The sequence below is a fragment of the Hymenobacter rigui genome, from assembly GCF_003944715.1.
Taxonomy (GTDB): Bacteria; Bacteroidota; Bacteroidia; order Cytophagales; family Hymenobacteraceae; genus Hymenobacter; species Hymenobacter rigui.
The window spans coordinates 15,936-36,286 of sequence record NZ_RWIT01000022.1 but is presented as its reverse complement, the minus strand read 5'-3'; the positions used below and the strand labels follow the sequence as shown (position 1 = coordinate 36,286).

The following is a 20,351-nucleotide window of genomic DNA, read 5'->3' as shown; positions in this document are numbered from 1 at the left end:
GTGCTTTTCAGCCTCGGCCTGCTACCACCAGATGGTCCACTTACCCAATTGCCGCTGCTGGCGGAAATAGCGCAGCATCCAGCGCCGCTCAGGCTTTAGCTCGCCTTTGGCCAGCAGCACCGGATGTTGCAGCAGCAGCGCACCCAGCGTGGGCTCCTGCTGCGGGTCCTGGAGGTAAATGAGCTGCCGCCGCCAGGCATCGTTGGTTTGAAACTGGGTTTCCCGGTTAAGGCTGGTATTACCGTCGTTCAGGGAAACCGGCACCTGGCCCAGCTCGAATGCCAGGGACGGCAGCAGCTCGTTGTATACCAGCACTGGCCGGTTCGTGAGCTGCTTGCTTTTGATAAACTCGGCCAGCGGGCGGCTGCCGTTAAAAGTCAGCTCGTTTTGCCGCATGATGGGCTTGGCCGAGAGCAGCAGAAACGCCGTGAACAACGTTGTAGCCACCAGCAGCCGCGGGGCAATACGTACCTGGTTCCAGAGCGTGAGCGTGAGCACCAGCGTAATAACCCCGGCCGCCGGCCAGATAGCCGTGAGCGGCTTCACCTCCAGACCCAGCGGCAATACCGTAGCGAAAATGGGAAGTAGGCACAAGGCCCCCAGCAGCAACCCGAAAAACGCCACGATGCCCACGTACCAGCGCAGCAGCACGGCCTCGGTGCAACGGCCCAGGTAGTACACCGTGAGCAGCACAATGCCCGGGAAGATGGGCAGCACGTACAGCAGCAGCTTTGACTTGGACAGGGAGAAGAACAGCAGCGGCACCAGCACCCAGAAGATAAGCACGTTGCGCCACTCCCGCGGCACCGAGCTCCAGGGCGTGCGCACGGCCCGCACCACCAAAGCCACCGCCCAGGGCAGACTGGTAGCCGGGGCCAGCACCAGGTAAAACCACCACGGCTTGCTGCGGTTAAAGGTAGCCGCATTGGCAAACCGCTCCACGGTGTGCTCAACCAGGAAATACCGTACGAAGGCGGGGTTTTCGGCCATCAGGTACAGGTACCAGCTCAGCCCCACCAGCACAAACAGCCCGAAGCCCAGCCAATGATGCACGGTGAAAGGCCGCCGGGTTTGCTTCTGCTGGAAATAATACCCGATAACCGCCATCAGTGGCAGCACGAAGCCCACCGGCCCCTTCGTCAGAAAGGCCAGCCCCAGCCCTACCCAGAACAGATACAGCCACCGTGCCCCACCTCCATGATAGTAGCGCAGTATGCCGTAGGTGGCGGCCAGTTCCAGCGTGGCCAGATACGCATCGGTAGTAACATTCAGGGCCGAAATGAGCACCACCGGCAGCGTGCCGTAGATAACCGCGGCGGCCAGCGCGCGGGCTCTGTCCTGCTGGAACAGCAGCAGCCCCAGCCCGTACACCAGCACTACCTGCAGCAGCACTGCCAGCACCGGCAGCACCCGCACGCCCCACGTATCAGTCCCGAACAGGCCCAGCCCGGCGGCCGTGAGCCAGTACGTGAGCGGGGGCTTGTGAAAATGGTAGATACCCAGTAGCTGCGGGTGCAGCCAGTCCTGGCCCGTGAGCATTTCACGGCCGATTTCGGCGTAGCGGGCTTCGCTGCTTTCCAGCGGCCCCCAGCTGCCCAGCTGCGTACCGAAGGCCACGCCCAGCACCAATACAAAAATCCAGAGCCAGCGGCGCGAAGTCATGGGAAACGGCATAGGGCAGAAATCAGCGGCAGAGTGAAAAACTGCTGCGAAGGTAGCCACAAAGCCTGCTCGCCCGCCCTATCGCACCCGTTTCCTATCGACCTTTGCCCCTATGAACGATCCCGAAATCCGAACGTTATTGTACCCTATGCTGCAGGGCGGGGTGTACGTGGATGAGCTGCCCACCGGCACCACCCGCGCCGATGTGGTACACATTACGGAGCAGTTCATGCACGGCTACGAGCTGAAGGGCGACCAGGACACGCTGCAGCGGGTGGCCCGGCAGCTGCCCTGCTACGCTGGCTGCTACGATTTCGTCACGTTCGTTGTCACTGAGAAACACCTGCCTAAGCTCCTTACCCAAGTGCCCGAGTGGGTGGGCGTAGTGGTGGCTTCGCCGGGCAACCTGCATCTGCACCGCCCCGCCCTCTACAATGCCACCGTGGAGCGCCCCGCCGTGGCGAGCTTGCTGCGGGTGGAGGAAATCAAGCAATACCTATTGGCCCGGGGCCTGCCCGGCGTGAGCACCCTGCGTCGCCGCGACATCCTCAGCTTTCTGCGTACCACCCGCTTGGTGCCCCTCTCCGACCTGGCCCACTACGTCCGGCGGCAGTTGATGGGCCGCATGGACGAGCGGCTGCTGATGCGGGCCGAGCGCAAAGCCGAGCGGGAGCGGCTGGCCCGGATACGCCGAAAAAAACACCCCGCAGGTAATTAACAGGCAGATAAAGCGTTAACCCGCAATATTATACATAGACTTATTTCCATTCCGGAATTTATATCGACACTAGATACTCCGGGCCCGACTTTTGTGCAGAGCGCGCCCGGCGGAGTTTCGCCCTACCTTTCCTGTATTTAGCTAGCTGTATTTGTGAGAAAACTACTATCCGCTGTTGTGGCTGGCCTATTGGTCAGTGTGCTCTTATTGGGAATAACGACCAGGGCCTGGGCCCAGCCGGAAGCCTACAACTGGAAATTTGGCGAGCAATCGGGTATTCGGTTTCCGGCGGGTGCGGGGCCGGTTATGTCGCCGGGAGCAATGGGCACCTATGAGGGTTGTGCCAGCATCTCCGACGCCGAGGGCGTATTGCAATGTTACGCCAACACAGAAACCGTATGGGACCGAAACGGAACCATTATGCCCAATGGCCGCCTGATGGGCAGCCACTCCTCGGCTACTCAAGGTGTATTGCTGGTGCGGGGTCCGGGGCAGGCTAGATGGTACTACCTGTTTACGGTGGACGCGTTGGAAAACAACCTAAGCGGCGGACTACGCTATTCTATTGTGGATATGAGCCTGCGCGGAGGCCTGGGCGACGTGCAGGCTACCAACTCCCGGCCGCTGCCGGTGCCGGGCAACGGGCTGGTTGCCGAGAAGCTCACGGCCATCCGCCACGCCAACAACCGTGACTATTGGATTGTGGTGCACGGCTGGAACAACAACTCCTTTTACGCCTATTTACTCAACGGACAGGGTATTTCTACTACGCCGGTTGTCTCGGCTATTGGCTCGGTGCACAGCATGGCGGGTGGGCCGCTTAGTGCCTTGGGCTACCTGCGGGCCTCGCCCAACAGCCGGCGGCTGGCCTCGGCCCAGATGCGGCCGGGTGGTGTGGAGCTGTTTGATTTTAACCCCACTACCGGGCAGGTAGTGGCTATGCGCAATCTGCCCCCTGTGGGAGCAAGTCCCTACGGGCTGGAATTTTCGGCGGATAATAGCAAGCTCTACATCGGGGATGACCGTCTGATTCATCAGGTAGATATTACCAATAATCTGTTCATCAGCACCCTGCCCATACCCAGCAACCGGGTGTATGCCCTGCAGCGGGGCCCCGATAGCCGCATTTACGTGGCGCTGGCCGGCACGCCACTGCTGGGAGTTATTCAGCAGCCCAACACTGCCGGCCCGGCCTGCGCGCTGGATGCCAAGGGCTTCACGCTCAGCACGGGGCGGGTTACGGGTGGTCTGCCAAACTTTCCCAATGCGTTTGCCCCGGCGTTGCTCATCAACCCGGTTGCGGCAGGTTGCCCCGGCAGCGTGGTTGAGTTCAGTACCTCCACTGTGCCGCCCGCCGGGGGCATTTTTACCTGGATATTCGATGATCCGGCCTCGGGGGCAGCCAACAATGCCACCGGGCCCACGGCCACGCACCGCTACACCAAAGGCGGCACCTACACGATTACGCTGACGCTCACGGCCCCCGGCCCGATATTCGAGTCAACCCAACGTACCATCACAGTGCCCGATGCCCCTGGTTTTAGTCTGGGGCCACGCCAGCAGTTGCTTTGCCACGGCCAGACCCTGACGCTGAGTGCCGGTACGGTACCGGCAGGTACTACTTTCCGCTGGCAGGATGGTAGCACCTCACCTACTTACATAGTGCGCACTCCCGGCCGGTACAGTCTGCAGCTTACTTCGCTCCAGGGTTGCACTGCCCATGACTCCGTAGAGGTACTGGCGGCCGATGCTCCGGTGGTCCGCCTCGGCCGCGACACCACGCTCTGCGGTGGCTGGCAGTCGGTGGTGCTGCGGGCTACTGCTCAACCAGCCGGCAGCACCTATCAGTGGCAGGATGGGGCCACTACTGCAGAATATACTGCCCGGCAGCCGGGCGTGTACTGGCTGGAAGTGCGCAACCAGGCCGGCTGCACTACCCGCGACTCAGTAGTCATCCAAAACGCTGCCCCCGGAAATTGCCCGACCGTCACGATTCCCAACATCATCACCCCCAACAACGACCAGCGCAACGACTTTTTTGTACTGCAGGGACTTACTGCCTCGGACTGGGACATTACCATTTACTCCCGCTGGGGTCAGCCCGTGTATGAGCAAACGAGCTACACCAATTCTTGGGCAGCCGTTGGTCAGCCGGCCGGGACGTATTACTATTTGCTGCGCAACCCTGCCACTCATCAACAGCTACGGGGCTGGGTTGAAGTAATTCGGTAAGCAACGGCAGCCAGCGCCAGCAACCTCGCACTGTAACTTGGGGCACTGGGCACAACCTCCTTGCTGCCTGAGCAGTTAGACAGAAGTACACCGTCTGGATGCTGCCATGAACATTCTGCTCACAGGGGCCAATGGCTACATTGGCCAGCGCCTACTGCCGCTGCTGGTGGAGGCCGGCCACCACGTTACCTGCCTCGTGCGCGACGCCCGCCGCTTCGAGCTACCGCCGGGCTTGCGCAGCCGCATCACCGTGGCCGAGGGCGACCTGCTCAAGCCCGATTCGCTGGCTGATTTGCCCCTGGACGTGGACGCGGCCTACTACCTGGTGCACTCCATGAGCGGCCACGACAAGGACTTTTTCCGGCTGGAGCAGGAGTCGGCCCGCAACTTCACGGAGTACCTTAACCGTTCCGGCTGCCGGCAGGTCATCTACCTCTCGGGCATCGCCAACGACCGGGCCCTGAGCGTGCACCTTCGCTCCCGTAAAGCCGTGGAAAAAGTACTGCGCAAAGCCACCCACGCCCAACTCACGGTGCTGCGGGCCAGCATCATCATCGGGTCGGGCTCGGCGTCGTTTGAGATTATCCGGGACCTGGTAGAGAAGCTGCCGGTGATGGTGACGCCGCGCTGGCTGAACTCGCGCTGCCAGCCCATCGGTATCCGCGACGTGATGCACTACCTCACCCACGTGCTCAACAACCCCGCCTGCCTGGGTCAGTCGTTTGATATTGGCGGCCCCGATGTACTGACCTACCGTGAAATGCTGCTGAAGCTGGCCGCCGCACGCGGGCTCAAACGGTACATCATCACGGTACCGGTGCTCACGCCCCGGCTGTCGTCGTGGTGGCTGTATCTGGTTACCAGCACCACATTTTCCCTGGCCCAAAGCCTGGTGGAAAGCCTGCGCAACGATACCGTGGCCGACCCGCGCCGCAGCATTGCCCAGGCCGTGCCGCACGCCTGCATGCCCTACCGGGCCGCCGTGGAGCTGGCCTTCCAGCGCATTGAGCAGAACGAAGTAGTAAGCAGTTGGAGCGACGCGCTGAGCAGCGGCGTGATGCCCCGTAACTACATGGACCACATCCAGATTCCGCAGCACGGCCTACTGCAGGACCGCCAGACGCTGCGCTTCACCCGCCCGCCCCGGGAGGTGCTGCAAAACGTGTGGAGCATTGGGGGCGAGCGGGGCTGGTACAAGGTAGATTGGCTGTGGCGCATTCGGGGGCTGCTGGACAAGCTGGTGGGCGGCGTGGGCCTGCGCCGGGGCCGCCGCTCCCCCACCGACCTGCGCGCCGGCGACCCGCTCGACTTCTGGCGGGTGCTGGTAGCCGACCGCGCCGGCCGCCGCCTGCTGCTCTACGCCGAAATGAAGCTGCCCGGCGAGGCCTGGCTGCAGTTCCGCATCCTGCCCAATGAGGATGGATCCCACACCCTGGAGCAGTTGGCCGCTTTCCGACCCCACGGCCTGCTGGGCCGGCTGTACTGGTACTCGCTGGTGCCGTTTCACTTTATCATTTTCAAGGGCATGATTGAGAACATTGTGCAGTACGGCGAAACTGTGCCCCTGCCCGCCCCTGGTTCCAGCGCTGCCGCCGAAGCTCTCGGACCGCAGTAACGGAAACGATTGGCCCCGGACTGGAGGGCGCAGATGCTTCGCAAAGACTACACGGTTATATAAAATCCTTTTTATAGCCAATTAAGCCATTCAAATTCAATCATATATAACAAACTAATCCTGTTTGCAAAGTCTGATAAAACCATAAATTGGTTGCTATGACCGGATGGATAGAAACTACCTTTCCAGCAGTTATTCATCCTTCCTATTCCTCCGTGTCGGGTCACACCGCCCCCGCTTAGCTGACTGGTTTTTATTGGCGCATCCCGGCCGCCTTCTGTTACCTTGGTTTGAGGAAGCGGAGGCGGCCTTTTTAGTGCCCCAGCACGGCTGGAAAACCGGTTTACTTTTCCCATACCTATGAGTTTTCTGTTACTTACTGCATCCTACACGTGGGCCGTACCGGCCGATGCCGGCTATGATTTCTACTCGATTTTCTACGTGCTGGCCTTTGCCCTGAACTTGGGGCTGCTGGTGTGGGAAGGCCACCGCCGGGGCTATGCCCTGCGCCCCTGGCTGGTACTGTTGGCCTGCACCACGCTGGCCTTTATCCTGGGCACCAAGCTACTGGCCCTCAGCGGCCCGGAATGGCGCAGCCTGCTGGGTACCGGCCGCTGGCCCGGCTCGGAGGCCCGCACGGTACTGGGCGGGGCGCTGGCCGGCACGATTACGCTGCTGGCGCTGCGGCGGCCGTTCGGGTTCAGCTGGCATGTGTTCGATGCCTTTACGCTGCCCATGTGCGCGGCCCTGGTGGTGCAGTGCGTGGGCTGCGTGCTTACGGGCTGCTGCTTCGGCGAGGTTACGCCCGGCGGCTGGGGCCTCACCTATCCGCCCGATACGCTGCCCTATTTGGTGCAGGTGGTGCGGGGCGCTATTCCGGTTGGGGCGGCGCAGTCGTTGCCGGTGCATCCTACGCAGCTGTACTCTTTGCTGCTGTGCGCGGGCGTGGCTTTGGTGCTGGTGCTCACCCGCCACAAGTCCTGGCCCGGCGGCAGCCGGCGGCTGTTGCACCTAGGGCTGCTGCTCACGGGCCGGCTGCTGATTGAGTTCTGGCGCGACCCGGCCGGCGAGCAGGTGGGCGCCACCACGCACGTACACTTGGGTGTGGCTCTGAAGCAGGTACAATGGGCGCTACTGCTGCTGGGACCGGCCGTGCTGGGTCTGTGGGCCTGGCGGCTGCGGCAAGCCCCAGCCCCCGAGCGTCTGCCCACCCAAAACCCGGTGCGCAATCTGCTGGCCGTGGCGGGTCTGCTGCTGCTCACGGCCTGGCTGGGCCAGCAGGCTCTTACCCTCCCTGAGGTACTGGTGGTTAAAGCTCTGCTGCTGGGCGTGCTGGTGCTGGAAGGCGGCGCGCTGCTGCTGGGGGCCGCCGGCCAACTACAGCCCTTGCGGGTGGCCCTGCCGCTGGGTTTGGCTACCGTGGTATTCGTGCTGACGAGCCAAGTGCCGGCCGATTCGGTGCGGCGGGGGCTCGAATCCTACAATACCGTGAGTGGCGGCTTCAGCGCCGGCTCGTTTCAGCGGCAGCAGAATACCGGCGGGGGCTGCGGTGGGGCTTCGCCGCTGGTGGAATACCGCCACCGCTACGCCACCGGCACGTTCGACTACGCCCACACCCGCCTCCCAGGCACCGATGTGGATGGCCGCATCCACAAGGCCGAGGCCACCTGGGGCGTTCGGCTGCATGCCGGCTCCGACCACCTGAAGCCTACTTCCGACAGCTCCTTCTATCAAGCTTACAACCAGCCAGACAACTTACTCATAGCCATTAACCCCTACGTGCAGCTGGACCGCCAATGGCTGGGCGTGGGCATAGGCCTGATGGCTGGCAACCTGGGGTTTCACCGGATTTATTACGGCGACAAACAAAGCGTTCTGGATGTCCAGGCATCGTTGCGGGTAGGGTCCCGTCCTCAACTGTTTGCCATTGCCGACTACAACTTTCTGGGCTACGGCTCGGCGAATCCCCAACACCGGCTGGGCCTAGGCACTGGCTTTGGCGGTACGCGCTGGCAGGTAATAGGCGGCGCGGCCCGGGCCAAAGATTACAACATTGCTGAAGGCCAGAGCCGGTGGTCGGGGTTTGTGGAAGCCCGAGGCACCCTTACACCGCAATGGCAGGCCAGCAGTTTCCTCACGCTGGGCAACCCCAACCAGCAGCAGATCGGTCTCCGGTTCGGCTACCGATTGCCTGGCAAAAGCACCCGCCGCTGATAAGCCGACGGTACGCAGACTATAAACACGAAGTGAGACTTCCGTTCCGGCATCATGCCTCAGGAACGAAAGTCTCACTTCGTGTTTAGCGCCTTTACTTGCGGAACGCTACGCCTAGATTTTCTCCGGCAGCAGCGTGGATTCGTTGAAGTTGCCCAGAATTGGCTTTTCGCCTTCGGTCACGGCTTCCACCAGCAGGGCCCCGCCCACGAAAGCCCCTTTCCAGGATTCACCCAGGCCGCCGAATACTTCCTCCCGGTCGCCGCGGCTGCGGAGCTTGTTGATGCCCATTTTAAAGGCGCGCACCTCTTTGGCCGTGCGGGCCGCCCACTTCTCGTCGTCGGAAGCCAGGGCGCCTACCAGGGCACCGTTGCTGATGTTCATTTCGCCCACCAGCTCCTCCACCCGATCCACCAGCACAATGCTGTCGATGGGGCCGAAGGGCTCTTTGAAGTACAGTTCGCTCTGACGCGGCAGGTTTACCAGGGCCCGCGGGGCGCGGTAGGCCGAGCGGTCCTGGCCGGGCAGGAATAGGCTGTCGTCGAGCTTGCCTTCGTAGATGGGCGTGGCGCCGGTTTTCAGCGCGTCGGCGTAGAGGCGGTCCAGGTCTTCGGCCTGGGCCCGGTTGATGACGGGACCGAAGGCCAAATCGGGCAGCTTGTCGTCGGCCGAGTCCACCAGCGTGGGGTTGCCCACTTTCAGCCCTTTGATGGTGTTCCAGTAGGTTTCCACGAACTGCGGGAACAGGCGGCGCTCCACCACGAAGCGCACGTAGGCCGTGCAACGCTGCTTGCCGTAGTCGTAGCCCTTCTTGAGCTGGTCGGAAAGGCCGTCCCAGTCACTAAAATTCCAGATGCCGTAGGTGTTCACGCCTTCCATTTCCAGCATGTAGCGCTTGTGCTCCTGCGAGAGGGCATCGGCAATGTTGCGGCCGTTGTAGCGCCCGCCCACGAACGAGAGGCAATCCACGGCTTCGTTTTTCACCAGCACGTCGCTCAGCTCGCCGCCCGAGCCGCTCACCAGCGTCACGGGCAGGCCGCAGCGGCGGGCAATGGCAAAGGTGAGGCTCAGAGAGATAAAACCGCCATCAGTGGGCGTTTTGGCAATAACCGAGTTGCCGCACAGCGCCTGCACCAGCACCGCGTGCAGCAGCACCGACATGGGGTAGTTCCAGGAGGCAATGTTGCTCACCAAACCCAGCGGCTTGCGCGAGCCCAGCATGCCTTCGATGTTATCCACGTACCACTGCACGCCTTCAATAGCGCGGTCAATGTCGGTGAAGCCCAGTTTGTAGGTTTTGCCGATTTCCCACATCAGCAGCTTGCCAATGAGCTCCACGTTGTCGCGCAGCTGGCCCAGGCAGTCCTGCACGCGGCGCTTGCGCTCGTCCAGGTCCACGCGGGCCCAGTCGGCGGCTTCTTTTTTGGCGGCCGTCACGGCGCGCAGGGCGGTGGCGTGGTCGAGCATGGGCAGCCAGCCGAGCTGGGTGCCATCAATGGGCGAAATGAACTCGCGGGGTTTGCCGGGCTCCTGCCAGCGGCCTTCCATCAGGTTGAGGAACCCGTGGCCGTCGGGGGCGAAGATTTCGGGGGTTACACTTTTGGTCTGTTGCAGCAGGAAGTTAAACTCAACCTGCGGAGAAATCAGTTTTGCCATGAGGGGGAAAGGTGTAGGGTTGCAGTGCGCTCCGGCGGCGGGAGGCTTGGCCGGCGCGTTGCGCGTCAAGGTACACGGTTCGAGCAAATCGCCTAAACCACAAGTATAAACTATCTGGAGTTTCTACGGGTTTACCTCCGCTTCGGCCGCGCCGGCCAACAGGCTGGCTACCAGCACCGGAGAACCCACAAATAATGGACTACGCTGGTGAAAGTCGGTGGGCTCCACGTCGAGCACCGGCCCGGTGCCGGTTTCGGCCCGGCCGCCGGCCTGCTCAATCAGGTAGGCCAGTGGGAAGCCTTCGTAGAGCAGGCGCAGCTTGCCCTGGGGGTTCTTGCGGGTGGGCGGATACAGGTAGATGCCGCCCGTGAGCAGGTTGCGGTGGTAGTCGGCCACCAGGGAGCCCACATAGCGCCCGCTCTGGCCCTGGCGCTTGCACTCCGTCAGGTACTGGCGTACGTACTCGGGGTAGTCGAACCAGTAGCCTTCATTGCAGCTAAACACGGTGCCGGTGGCCGGAATCCGGATATCGGGGTGCGAGAGGAAAAATTCGCCCAGGGAGTTTTCGTAGGTGAAGCCCGCCACGCCGTGGCCGGTGGTGTACACGAGCATGGTGCTGGAGCCGTACAGGATGTAGCCCGCCGCCACCTGGGTGCGCCCGCCCTGCAAAAAATCCTCAGGACCAGCCTCCTGCCCCACCGGCGTTACGCGGCGGTAGATGCTGAATATGGTGCCGATGCTGATGTTCACGTCGATGTTGCTGGAACCGTCGAGCGGGTCGATGGCCACCACGTACTTGCCCTGGCAGTTGCCGGTGTGGATGATGTCGTCTTCCTCCTCGCTGAGCACGGCACAGGCCTCGCCCCCGTTGGTCAGGGCCCGGATAAAGCGGATGTTGGCTTCCACATCGAGGCGCTGCTGGGCCTCGCCCTGCACGTTCTGCTGCCCCATACTCCCGATGATGCTGGTGAGGCCGGCGCGGTTCACCTCCCGGTTCACGATTTTGCCCGCCAACGCAATGTCGCGCAGCAGCTGGCTTAGCTCACCGGTGGCAAACGGAAACTCGGCCTGCTTGCGCATGATGTAGCGCTCCAGGGTGGTGCCCACCGGCTGGGCAATGGTGTTTTCGGTGGAGATATTCATGCGGAAAGGGAATACAGAAAATGCCCGGCGAGCATACGGCGGCAGGCCTGTAGCGCGAAGCCTTTGCTTCGCGCATTGTCAGGCAATTTTGAGGCTTTGGCTATTCAAGTAGCCGGGCAGGCGCGAAGCCTTTGCTTCGCGCTACAGGCCTTTATCGGGCTGTTTCTGGCTTTGCCAGAGCACCACCTGCCAGCCTTTTTTGGGGTCTTTGATTTGCACCACCACGTACTTGAGGTGGGCTAGGTTGGGGTTGCCATCGGGCTTGTTGGGCAGGGTGATGGTGATGGTGCCGTTGACCACGGCGGTGCGGCCGTCGTTATAAGTGCGCACGTTCAGGGCTTCCACCTCAATCCGGTCGTACTGGCTTTTGCCGTCCCGGATGCTCTGGAGGTACTCCTGCTTGTTGTTCTGCTTGCCGTTGGAGTGCGTGTATACCAGGTCATCGGCAAACACCCGTTCCAGCACGGCATAGTCCTTTTTCACCTGGGCTTCGAAGCGCTGGCGTTCCAGCATTTCCACTTCTTTGGCGGCGGTTTGGTCTTTTTTGGAAGCCTGCGCAACGGCACGCAGCGGCCCGGCCAGCCCCATCAGGACCAGCAGTATCAGTACATTTTTCATGGTGGAGAGTCTGCTTGTGGCCGCCTTGTTTACTTGGCGGCGGGTTCGTCGAAGCGAATCATTTGCATGCGGGGGGCAAACACCTGCATCAGCACCCAGGCCAGCAGGTAAGCCCCGCCACAAATCAGGAACATAATGAAATAGGCCTTATTCAGCTGCCCGATGCTTTCGTAGTACACAAACATGCGCTTCTGTACCAGGGCCGTGAGCAGGATGCCGCCCAGCCCGCCGGCCATACCACCCAACCCGGTGACGGAGGCCACGGCCCGCTTCGGGAACATATCGGAGGCGGTGGAGAAGATGTTGGCGCTCCAGGCCTGGTGGGCAGCGGCGGCAATACCAATTACCAGCACGGCCAGCCACATATTCAACTGCCCCAGGTACTGAGCAAACACAATAGGAAACACGCACAAGGCAATAATGAGCATGGAAATCTTGCGGGCCTGGAAGGCCGGCATGCCACTCTTCATCAGGCGCAGCGGAATCCAGCCGCCGCCAATGCTGCCCGCGCTGGACAGGATGTACACCAGGGCCACGGGCAGGGCTACGGCGGTATTCTGCAGGCCGTATTGCTTGTTGAGGAAATCGGGCAGCCAGAACAGGTAAAACCACCAGATGGGGTCGGTCAGGAATTTGCCGAAGATGAAGGCGTAGGTCTGGCGCACCCGCAGCAGCTGGCCCCAGGAAATCTTGGGCTGGGTTTCCACGGCCACGGCGGCCATATCGTCCACGTCGCTGTGGATGTAGTCGAACTCGGCTTTGGTGAGGCGGGCGTGGCGGGCCGGCACCTCGTAATACACCAGCCACAGCGCCAGCCAGATAAAGCCCAGCCCCCCGGTAATCAGAAACGCCCATTTCCAGCCGTTGGCGCTGGCGGCGGCAATAAATGGCACCGTGAGCGGGGCCAGAATAGCCCCCACGTTGGAGCCCGAGTTGAAAATACCGGTAGCCAGGGCCCGCTCCCGCTGCGGAAACCACTCGGCCGTAGTTTTGATGGCCGCCGGGAAGTTGCCGGCCTCCGTAACGCCCAGAAACGCCCGCGCCACCGAGAAACCCACCGTGCTACTCACCAGGGCGTGGCCCATGGCCGCCAGGCTCCACAGCAGCGTGGAGAGGGCGTAGCCGGTTTTGGTGCCCAGCCGGTCAATCACGCGGCCCACGCCCATCATGCCCACGGCGTATGCCACTTTGAAGGCCAGCTCAATGTTGGCGTAGTCGCCGGCATTCCAGCTGAACACCTTTTCCAGGGTGGGTTTGAGCAGGGAAATAACGGCCCGGTCGAGGTAGTTGATGGTGGTGGCGAAGAACACCAGCGCGCAAATCGTCCAGCGGTACCGACCCACCGCCGGAGCGGCCGAAGCGGTAATGGCGGGAGCAGGAGCAGTGGGAGTTTGGAGCATCGAGTTCGGGAAATTCGGTGGGAAGTACTCAGATGGAAAGGCCACCCGGAGGCAGCACTGACAGGACATTCCGTTTTGTCATCCTGAGCGGAGCGAAGGACCTTATCACGTGTGCCATGCTATTGCATAGCTGGGTCTAGCGAGGTAAGGTCCTTCGCTCCGCTCAGGATGACAGGGCAGCGTGCGTGAAGGCCAGCAGCCGGGCAATCAGCTGCTGCAGGGCTTCGGCATCGTCGGCGTTTTTGAACAGCTGGGAGCCCATGCCCACCACGTTCACGCCCGCGTCAAACCACTCGCGTAGGCTGTCCTCGGTGGACTCTACCCCACCGGTTACCATCAGGGGCACCGTGGGCATGGGCCCGCGCAGACTTTTGATGAAGCCTGGCCCCAGTACGTTGCCGGGGAAAATCTTCACCACGGCCGCGCCCAGGCGGGTAGCCTGGTACACCTCCGAAACCGTCATGGCTCCGGGCAGCCAGGGCGTGCCACGGCGGCGGCACACATCGGCCACTTCTTCCGTGAGGCAGGGCTGCACCACAAAATCGGCCCCGGCCTCAATGAACCGCTCGGCGTCCTCAGCCGTGTACACGGTGCCGATGCCCAGCACCATGCCGGGGAAGTGAGCCTGCACGTGGGCTACCAGCTCCGTGAAAACTTCAAAAGCGTTGGCCCCGCGGTTGGTGAATTCAAACACCCGCAGCCCACCGGCGTAGCACACCTCCACAATCTGCTTGGCGTAAGCTGCATCAGCGTGGAAGAACACCGGCACCACCGGGTAGCGCAGCACGATTTCGAGGAGTTGGTCGGGGGAAAAGCGGGGCATATGTTATGGGTGGTTGGGTAATTGGATGGTTTTGTCATGCTGAGCGCAGCCGAAGCATCTCTACCGCTTCGCCTGGTACATTAGCCCGGGGTTTAAATCCTGGGCTATAGAGCTGTTCACGTCCAGTGCAACGGAGCAGTAGAGATGCTTCGGCTGCGCTCAGCATGACGTTCCTGGCCGCCACCGCTATCTGAGCAGGCGGCCGGTGGTGTTGCCGGCTACAATGTGTTCGACTTCGGCGGCGGATACCAGGTTGATGTCGCCGGGGATGGTGTGCTTGAGGGCCGAGGCGGCGGTGGCAAACGTGAGGGCCTGCGGCACCGTGGGGTAGGTCAGCTGGCCGTAGATGAAGCCGGAGATGAAGGAGTCGCCCCCGCCGATGCGGTCCACCACGGGGTTGATGTCGAAGTCCTCGGTTTCGAAGTACTCGCCGCCGCTGTACGCCAAGCCCCGAATTCGCTCATGGGAGGCACTTTGCGTGCTGCGGCGGGTGGCAATGACCTGCTTGATCTGCGGAAACCGCGCCATCAGCTGCCGGCTCACCGACACGAAGCTGTTATCGGCCCCGGCTTCGGGCCGGATGCCGAACAGGTCTTCGGCGTCGCCTTCGGTGCACACCACCAGGTCGCAGCCCGCTACCAGCTCGGGCATCACGTCCTGGGCGCGCTGGCCGTACTGCCACAGGTTGCGGCGGTAGTTCACGTCGGCCGATACGGTGAGGCCCCGGCGGCGGGCGGCGGCAATGGCCTCGCGGGTGGCCTGCGCGGCCGTGGCCGAAATGGCAGGCGTGATGCCCGTCCAATGCAGCCACTGGGCATTTTGGAATACCGCGTCCCAGTTGAACCACTCGGGTTGCAGGTTGGCAAAGGCCGAGTCGTACCGGTCGTACACGATGCGGCTGGCCCGCAGCGAGGCCCCTACTTCCAGGAAGTACAGCCCCAGCCGATGGCCCCGGAACACGCAGTGCTGCATATCTACGCCGTGGTGCTGGAAGTGCTGGGCGGCGGCGCGGCCCACGGCGTTATCGGGGAAGCAGCCGGCGTGGGCGGCCGGCACGCCCAGGTAGGCCAGCCCGGCGGCCACGTTGGCATCTCCCCCACCATAGGTCACATCCAGCGAAGCCGCCTGCGACAACCGTTGGCACTGCGGGGGCGACAACCGCATCATAATCTCACCAAAGGTGACAACTTGCTTCATGTTCCGTGGCTTCTATCAACTGCTTCAGCACTTTGGGCTCCGAAATTAGCCTTTGCTTACACAATCGATTGTGGTGAGTTGGTAAAGATGCTTGGACTTTAGGTAGTAGCCCAGTGTTTTTGCTTCTTTTTTTACTTAAACCGCGACTGATGAGGCGTTTGCCGGCGCATTCACGAAGCCAAAATAGGCTTTCGCGTTGTGGTAGCAAATATTCTGCACGATGCCGCCCAGCAGGTCCATGTCAGCAGGCAGCTCGCCGTTTTCCACGTCCTGGCCCAGCAGGTTGCAGAGCACCCGGCGGAAATACTCGTGGCGGGGGTACGAGAGGAAGCTGCGCGAATCGGTGAGCATGCCCACGAAGCGGCTCAGCAGGCCCATGTTGCTCAGGGCGTTGAGTTGTTTTTCCATGCCGTCCTTCTGGTCCAGAAACCACCAGCCCGAGCCGAACTGCACCTTACCGGCCACCGAGCCGTCGTTGAAGTTGCCCACCATAGTGGCCAGCAGCTCGTTGTCGGCGGGGTTGAGGTTGTAGAGGATGGTTTTGGCCAGCTTGTCCTGCGAGTCGAGGCGGTCGAGGAAGCGGGCCAGGGCGCGGGCCTGCGAGAAGTCGCCGATGGAGTCCCAGCCGGTATCGGGGCCGAGCTGACGCAGCATGCGGGAGTTGTTGTTGCGCAGGGCCCCCAAATGGAACTGCTGGGTCCAGCCTTTTTCCCAGTCCATTTCGGCCAGCAGCACCAGCATGGCCGATTTGAACTGCACCACTTCGGCCGGACTCAGCTCCTGCCCGGCCCGAACTTTCAGGAACAGGTCGTTGATTTCCGCCTCGGTGTAGTCGGCGGCGTAGAGCTGCTCCAGGCCGTGGTCGGAAAGGCGGCAGCCCAGGGCGGCAAAGTAGTCGTGGCGCAGGCGCAGGGCGGTGTGCAGGTCGTGGTAGGTCTGGATGTCCACGGCCGCCGACTGGCCCAGCTTGTCGAGGTAGGCGTTGTAGGTGGCGGCGTCTTCCACGGCCATGGCCTTATCGGGGCGGAAGGTGGGCAACACCTGAATTTCGAAGCCGCCGGTCTGCAGGGCGCGGTGGTACTCCAGCGAGTCGGCCGGGTCGTCGGTGGTGCAGAGGGCCTCCACGTTCATGCGGCGCAGCAGGTTGCGCACCGAGTACTCGGGGGTTTGCAGCAGGGCGTTGCACTGGTCGTAGATGCGGCGGGCCGAGGCCGGGCTCAGCAGCTCCGTGATGCCGAAGTAGCGCTGCAGCTCCAGGTGCGTCCAGTGGTAGAGCGGGTTGCGCACCGTCTGGGGCACAGTTTCGGCCCATTTCTCAAACTTCTCCCAGTCGGAGGCGTCGCCGGTAATGTAGCGCTCGGGCACGCCGTTGGTGCGCATGGCCCGCCACTTGTAATGGTCGCCGTAGAGCCACACCTGGGTGATGGTGTCAAACTGCCGGTCTTCGGCAATCTGCTCGGGCAGCAGGTGGTTATGGTAGTCGATGATGGGCATCGGCCGGGCGTACTCGTGGTAGAGCGTGCGGGCCGTGGCGGCTTGCAGCAGGAAGTCGTCGTTGAGAAAAGGCTTCATGGGTGGGAATTTTATACTCTTGTCATCCTGAGCAGCGCGAAGGAGCTTATCCCTCATGCACGATTCACTCAGGCACAATCCGGTCGTGATAAGGTCCTTCGCAAGCTCAGGATGACAGATAGGTATCAGGTTACAGGCTCACCCCGCGCTTCCAGGGAATGAAGTCGGTTTGGTCGTGGCGGACGGCGGCTACTTCCTCGCCGCTGGCCACGCGCACCACGTAGTCGAGGATGCGGGCGCCGGCCTGCTCAATAGTTTCTTCCCCGTCGATGACGGTGCCGGTGTTCAGGTCGATGATATCGGGCATGCGGCGGGCCAGGGCCGTGTTGCTGCTGATTTTGACCACCGGGGCAATGGGGTTGCCGGTGGGCGTGCCCAGGCCGGTGGTAAACAGCACCACCGTGGCCCCCGAGCCCACCTCCGCCGTAGTCGATTCCACGTCGTTGCCGGGGGTGCAAAGCAGGTTGAGGCCGGGCTGCGTGACCAGCTCGGGGTAGTCGAGCACGGCCATTACCGGCGAGGAACCGCCCTTGCGGGCCGCCCCGGCCGATTTCATGGCGTCGGTAATCAGCCCGTCGCGGATGTTGCCGGGCGAAGGGTTCATGTCGAAGCCCGAGCCCACGGCCACGGCCGAGTCGGCGTAGGCTTTCATCAGGGCGCTGAACCGCTCGGCCGTGGCCGCATCCACCGAGCGGTCCACCAGCTCCTGCTCCACCCCGCACAGCTCGGGAAACTCAGCCAGAATAACCGAGCCGCCCAGGGCCACCAGCAAATCGGAGACGTGGCCCACGGCCGGGTTGGCCGATATGCCGGAGAAGCCGTCGGAGCCGCCGCACTCCAGCCCGATGCACAGCTTGCTGAGCGGGGCCGGCTGGCGGGTGGCCTGGTTGGCCAGCATGAGGCCGGCAAACGTCTGGCGCAGAGCCGTGCTGATGAGCGCCTCCTCGGTACCCAGCTTCTGCTGCTCCAGAATGTAGAGCGGCTTCTGCAGCCCGCCGGGGCTGCGCCGGTCAATTTCGGCCTGCAGCATGCTTACCTGCGCGTTCTGGCAACCCAGACTGAGCACGGTAGCACCCGCCACGTTGGGGTGGGTGATGTAGCCGGCCAGCAGCCCGCACAGCGTCTGGGCATCCTGCCGGATACCGCCGCAGCCGCCCTCGTGGGTCAGAAACCGCACCCCGTCCACGTTCGGGAACAGACGGGGCCGGGGCTGGCCGTTCTCGGCCGATTGCAGGTCGGTGGCCAGGATTTCCTCCACGGTTTTGCCGGCCCGCAGCAGCGCAATCAGCTCCTGGGTCTGGGGCTGGTAGCTGCGGCGGCGGGCGTAACCCAGGTCATTCACCAGAGCTTCTTCCAGCACCTGAATGTTGCGGTTCTCGCAGAACACCAGCGGAATCACCAGCCAGTAGTTGGCGGTGCCCACGCGGCCATCGGGGCGGTGAAAGCCCTGGAAGGTGCGCGTCTGCCACTGGCTCACCTCGGGGGCGGGCCACTCCGGGCGGCGTTGGCGGTGCTCGTCGTAGCTGTCGGTGGCGTGGCGCATGTTGGCGGTGGTGAGCAGGCCGCCCACCCCAATGGCCGCGGCGGCTTTGCCCACCAGCACGCCGTACATGTGCACCGGGTCGCCGGGGGCCAGGGCGTGCAGAGCCAGCTTGTGCTTGGCGGGTATCCGCTCGGTGGTGGTTACGGTGGTGCCGTCCCACGTCACGGGCGTGCCCACCGGCAGGTCCTGCAGGGCCACCAGCACGTTATCGTCGGGGTGAATTTTGGCTACCAGATGCTTCATCTTGGAGAAGTGAGAAGCTAGAGGAAAGAGGGAAGAATCGGGAATTGAAGCGGCCCGGTCCGACGCCGGAGGCGTCTGACCGGTTGGCCTCATGCTGATGTTGCTGCGGCCTTATCTGAGCGGCTTTACTCAGGCGGCGCGGACGGCAACCGGTCGGACGCCTGCGGCGTCGGACCGGAACGGCTCAACTTGCCACTGCTTTGCGGTTGAGGGCCTGGGCCACAGTGGCGGCGGCGCCCTGGTGCAGCAGCTGCTCCATGTAGCGGGTTACGCAGTCGGCCAGGCCGGGCAGGGCCAGCAGGTCGTGGCCCCACAGGGCCTGGTTGTGCAGCACGGTGCGCACCAGCTCGGCGGGCGTCACGCGCTGCCAGAGGTCGGCGAAGTACCCGGCCTTTTCGTCCTGAATCGGGTACTCCTGACCGTTTACTTCGCCATACCACACGCCCTGCTCCTCGCGCTCGGCGCGCATGAAGCGCAGGTAGGCGGCAAACCCCAGGGCCATGTAGTGGGGCACGGCGTGCAGGCGGCGGTAGTAGTGCAGCAGCGTGGGCACGCAGCGCATCTGCAGCTTGGCCGTGAAGTTCATGCTGATGGACAGCCAGCGGTGCTCAATAGCCGGGTTGCGGAACCGGTCGAGGACCTGCATGCCGAAGCGCTGCCCGGTTTTGGCGTCTACTGCGTATGGGATGCCCGGCAGCAGGTCGCCCAGCATCAGGTTGTGGATGAAGCCGGCCACGTCGGCGTCGTCCATGGCCGCGCGCACGGTGGGTAAGCCCGCCAGGAAAGCCAGGCCGCAGCTGAGCGTGTGCGTGCCGTTGAGCAGGCGCAGCTTCAGCTCCCGGAACAGGTTGATGTCGGGCTGCACCACCACGCCGGCGTCGGCCTGTTCGAAGCTCAGCACGCTTTTCACCCGCGCATCGCCCTCAATGGCCCACAGCGTGTACACTTCCGACATGGTCAGCAGCTCATCCTCGTAACCCAGTTCGGCTTCCAAGGTGGCCTGCGTGGCGGCGTCGGGGTGGCCGGGCACGATGCGGTCCACCAGGGAGTTGCACACCTGATTGGCGGTTTCCAGCCAGTCAATGAAGTCGGCGTCGAGGCCGTTGCGGTGGGCCTGCTCCAGCAGAATGCTTTCCAGCTTGGTGCCGTTGTCCGGAATCAGTTCGGTGGGCACAATCACCAGGCCTTTCGTTTTATCACCCGAAAACGCGCGGTAGCGGGCCAGCAGAAACGCCAGCAGCTTGCCCGGAAACGACTGGGGCGGCCACTGCGTGATGTCGTCAGAAACCAGCTGAATGCCGACTTCGGTGGTGTTGGAAATGACAACCATCAGCTCGGGGTTAGCGGCGCAGGCCAGGATGTCGGCCCACTGGCTTTTGGCCGACAGCACCCGGCTGATGGCTCCGCACACCACGTTTTCGGAAATTTCCCGGCCGTCCTCAATGCCCCGGATGCCGAGGGTGTAGAGGCCGTCCTGGCGGCGGAAGGCGTCGATGTCGCCGCCGTCGGTGCTTTTCACCACCACAATGCGGCCGTTGAAGATGCCCTGGCGGTTGGCTTTGTCGATGAGGAAATCGGGCAGGCCGCGCAGCAGCACGCCGGTGCCAAATTGCAGCACTTTTTCGGGCAGGGCCAGCAGGTGAGCAGGGGGAAGTTGCACGTTCCCGGTGGGCGCCTGGGAGAGTAGCTGGGTGGATAGTTGCGGCATGAGAAAA

Annotated in this window: 14 protein-coding genes; 4 read left to right on the top strand and 10 right to left on the bottom strand. The window is 62.8% G+C overall.

Going from position 1 to position 20,351, the window contains the following annotated elements; all coding sequences use genetic code 11:
* Nucleotides 1-21 precede the first annotated feature (21 nt).
* Nucleotides 22-1,674 carry an ArnT family glycosyltransferase gene (locus tag EI291_RS21395; protein ID WP_125424326.1) on the bottom strand — a complete coding sequence of 551 codons (1,653 nt, stop codon included), beginning with the start codon at nucleotides 1,672-1,674 and terminating at the stop codon, nucleotides 22-24.
* A gap of 100 nt (nucleotides 1,675-1,774) precedes the next feature.
* Between EI291_RS21395 and EI291_RS21390 the strand changes: the two genes are divergently transcribed.
* The 4 genes from EI291_RS21390 (at nucleotide 1,775) to EI291_RS21375 (ending at nucleotide 8,441) form a co-directional block, all read left to right on the top strand.
* The gene (locus tag EI291_RS21390) at nucleotides 1,775-2,380 is read left to right on the top strand and encodes a sce7726 family protein (protein ID WP_125424325.1); all 606 of its coding nucleotides are present in this window, start codon (nucleotides 1,775-1,777) and stop codon (nucleotides 2,378-2,380) included.
* Between the two features lie 177 nt (nucleotides 2,381-2,557).
* Complete coding sequence (locus EI291_RS21385; protein ID WP_148103436.1) at nucleotides 2,558-4,612, top strand: T9SS type B sorting domain-containing protein; 2,055 nt, start codon at nucleotides 2,558-2,560, stop codon at nucleotides 4,610-4,612.
* 106 nt (nucleotides 4,613-4,718) lie between these two features.
* Nucleotides 4,719-6,227, top strand: coding sequence for an SDR family oxidoreductase (locus tag EI291_RS21380; protein ID WP_125424323.1), 1,509 nt, complete (start codon nucleotides 4,719-4,721; stop codon nucleotides 6,225-6,227).
* A 360-nt stretch (nucleotides 6,228-6,587) separates the two neighbouring features.
* Nucleotides 6,588-8,441 carry a prolipoprotein diacylglyceryl transferase family protein gene (locus EI291_RS21375; protein ID WP_125424322.1) on the top strand — a complete coding sequence of 618 codons (1,854 nt, stop codon included), beginning with the start codon at nucleotides 6,588-6,590 and terminating at the stop codon, nucleotides 8,439-8,441.
* A gap of 114 nt (nucleotides 8,442-8,555) precedes the next feature.
* On the opposite strand, the gene EI291_RS21370 is transcribed toward EI291_RS21375, so the two are convergent.
* From EI291_RS21370 to EI291_RS21330, 9 genes are all read right to left on the bottom strand, one after another.
* The gene (locus tag EI291_RS21370; RefSeq protein ID WP_125424321.1) at nucleotides 8,556-10,097 is read right to left on the bottom strand and encodes an aldehyde dehydrogenase family protein; all 1,542 of its coding nucleotides are present in this window, start codon (nucleotides 10,095-10,097) and stop codon (nucleotides 8,556-8,558) included.
* A gap of 123 nt (nucleotides 10,098-10,220) precedes the next feature.
* Nucleotides 10,221-11,240 (bottom strand): class 1 fructose-bisphosphatase, encoded by a 1,020-nt coding sequence (gene fbp / locus EI291_RS21365; protein WP_125424320.1) that lies wholly within the window; start codon nucleotides 11,238-11,240, stop codon nucleotides 10,221-10,223.
* Between the two features lie 141 nt (nucleotides 11,241-11,381).
* Entirely contained in the window at nucleotides 11,382-11,858 is a 477-nt protein-coding gene (locus EI291_RS21360; protein ID WP_125424319.1) for a nuclear transport factor 2 family protein, read from the bottom strand.
* A 29-nt stretch (nucleotides 11,859-11,887) separates the two neighbouring features.
* The gene (locus EI291_RS21355) at nucleotides 11,888-13,258 is read right to left on the bottom strand and encodes an MFS transporter (protein ID WP_125424318.1); all 1,371 of its coding nucleotides are present in this window, start codon (nucleotides 13,256-13,258) and stop codon (nucleotides 11,888-11,890) included.
* A gap of 163 nt (nucleotides 13,259-13,421) precedes the next feature.
* Nucleotides 13,422-14,081, bottom strand: a complete 660-nt coding sequence (locus tag EI291_RS21350; protein WP_125424317.1) for a beta/alpha barrel domain-containing protein — start codon at nucleotides 14,079-14,081, stop codon at nucleotides 13,422-13,424.
* Between the two features lie 186 nt (nucleotides 14,082-14,267).
* Nucleotides 14,268-15,278 carry a sugar kinase gene (locus EI291_RS21345; protein ID WP_125424316.1) on the bottom strand — a complete coding sequence of 337 codons (1,011 nt, stop codon included), beginning with the start codon at nucleotides 15,276-15,278 and terminating at the stop codon, nucleotides 14,268-14,270.
* Between the two features lie 135 nt (nucleotides 15,279-15,413).
* Nucleotides 15,414-16,850: a glucuronate isomerase gene (gene uxaC / locus EI291_RS21340; protein WP_125424315.1), complete on the bottom strand. Its 1,437-nt coding sequence runs from the start codon at nucleotides 16,848-16,850 to the stop codon at nucleotides 15,414-15,416.
* Between the two features lie 130 nt (nucleotides 16,851-16,980).
* Entirely contained in the window at nucleotides 16,981-18,636 is a 1,656-nt protein-coding gene (locus tag EI291_RS21335; RefSeq protein WP_125424314.1) for a UxaA family hydrolase, read from the bottom strand.
* 184 nt (nucleotides 18,637-18,820) lie between these two features.
* Complete coding sequence (locus tag EI291_RS21330) at nucleotides 18,821-20,344, bottom strand: tagaturonate reductase (protein ID WP_125424313.1); 1,524 nt, start codon at nucleotides 20,342-20,344, stop codon at nucleotides 18,821-18,823.
* Nucleotides 20,345-20,351 lie beyond the last annotated feature (7 nt).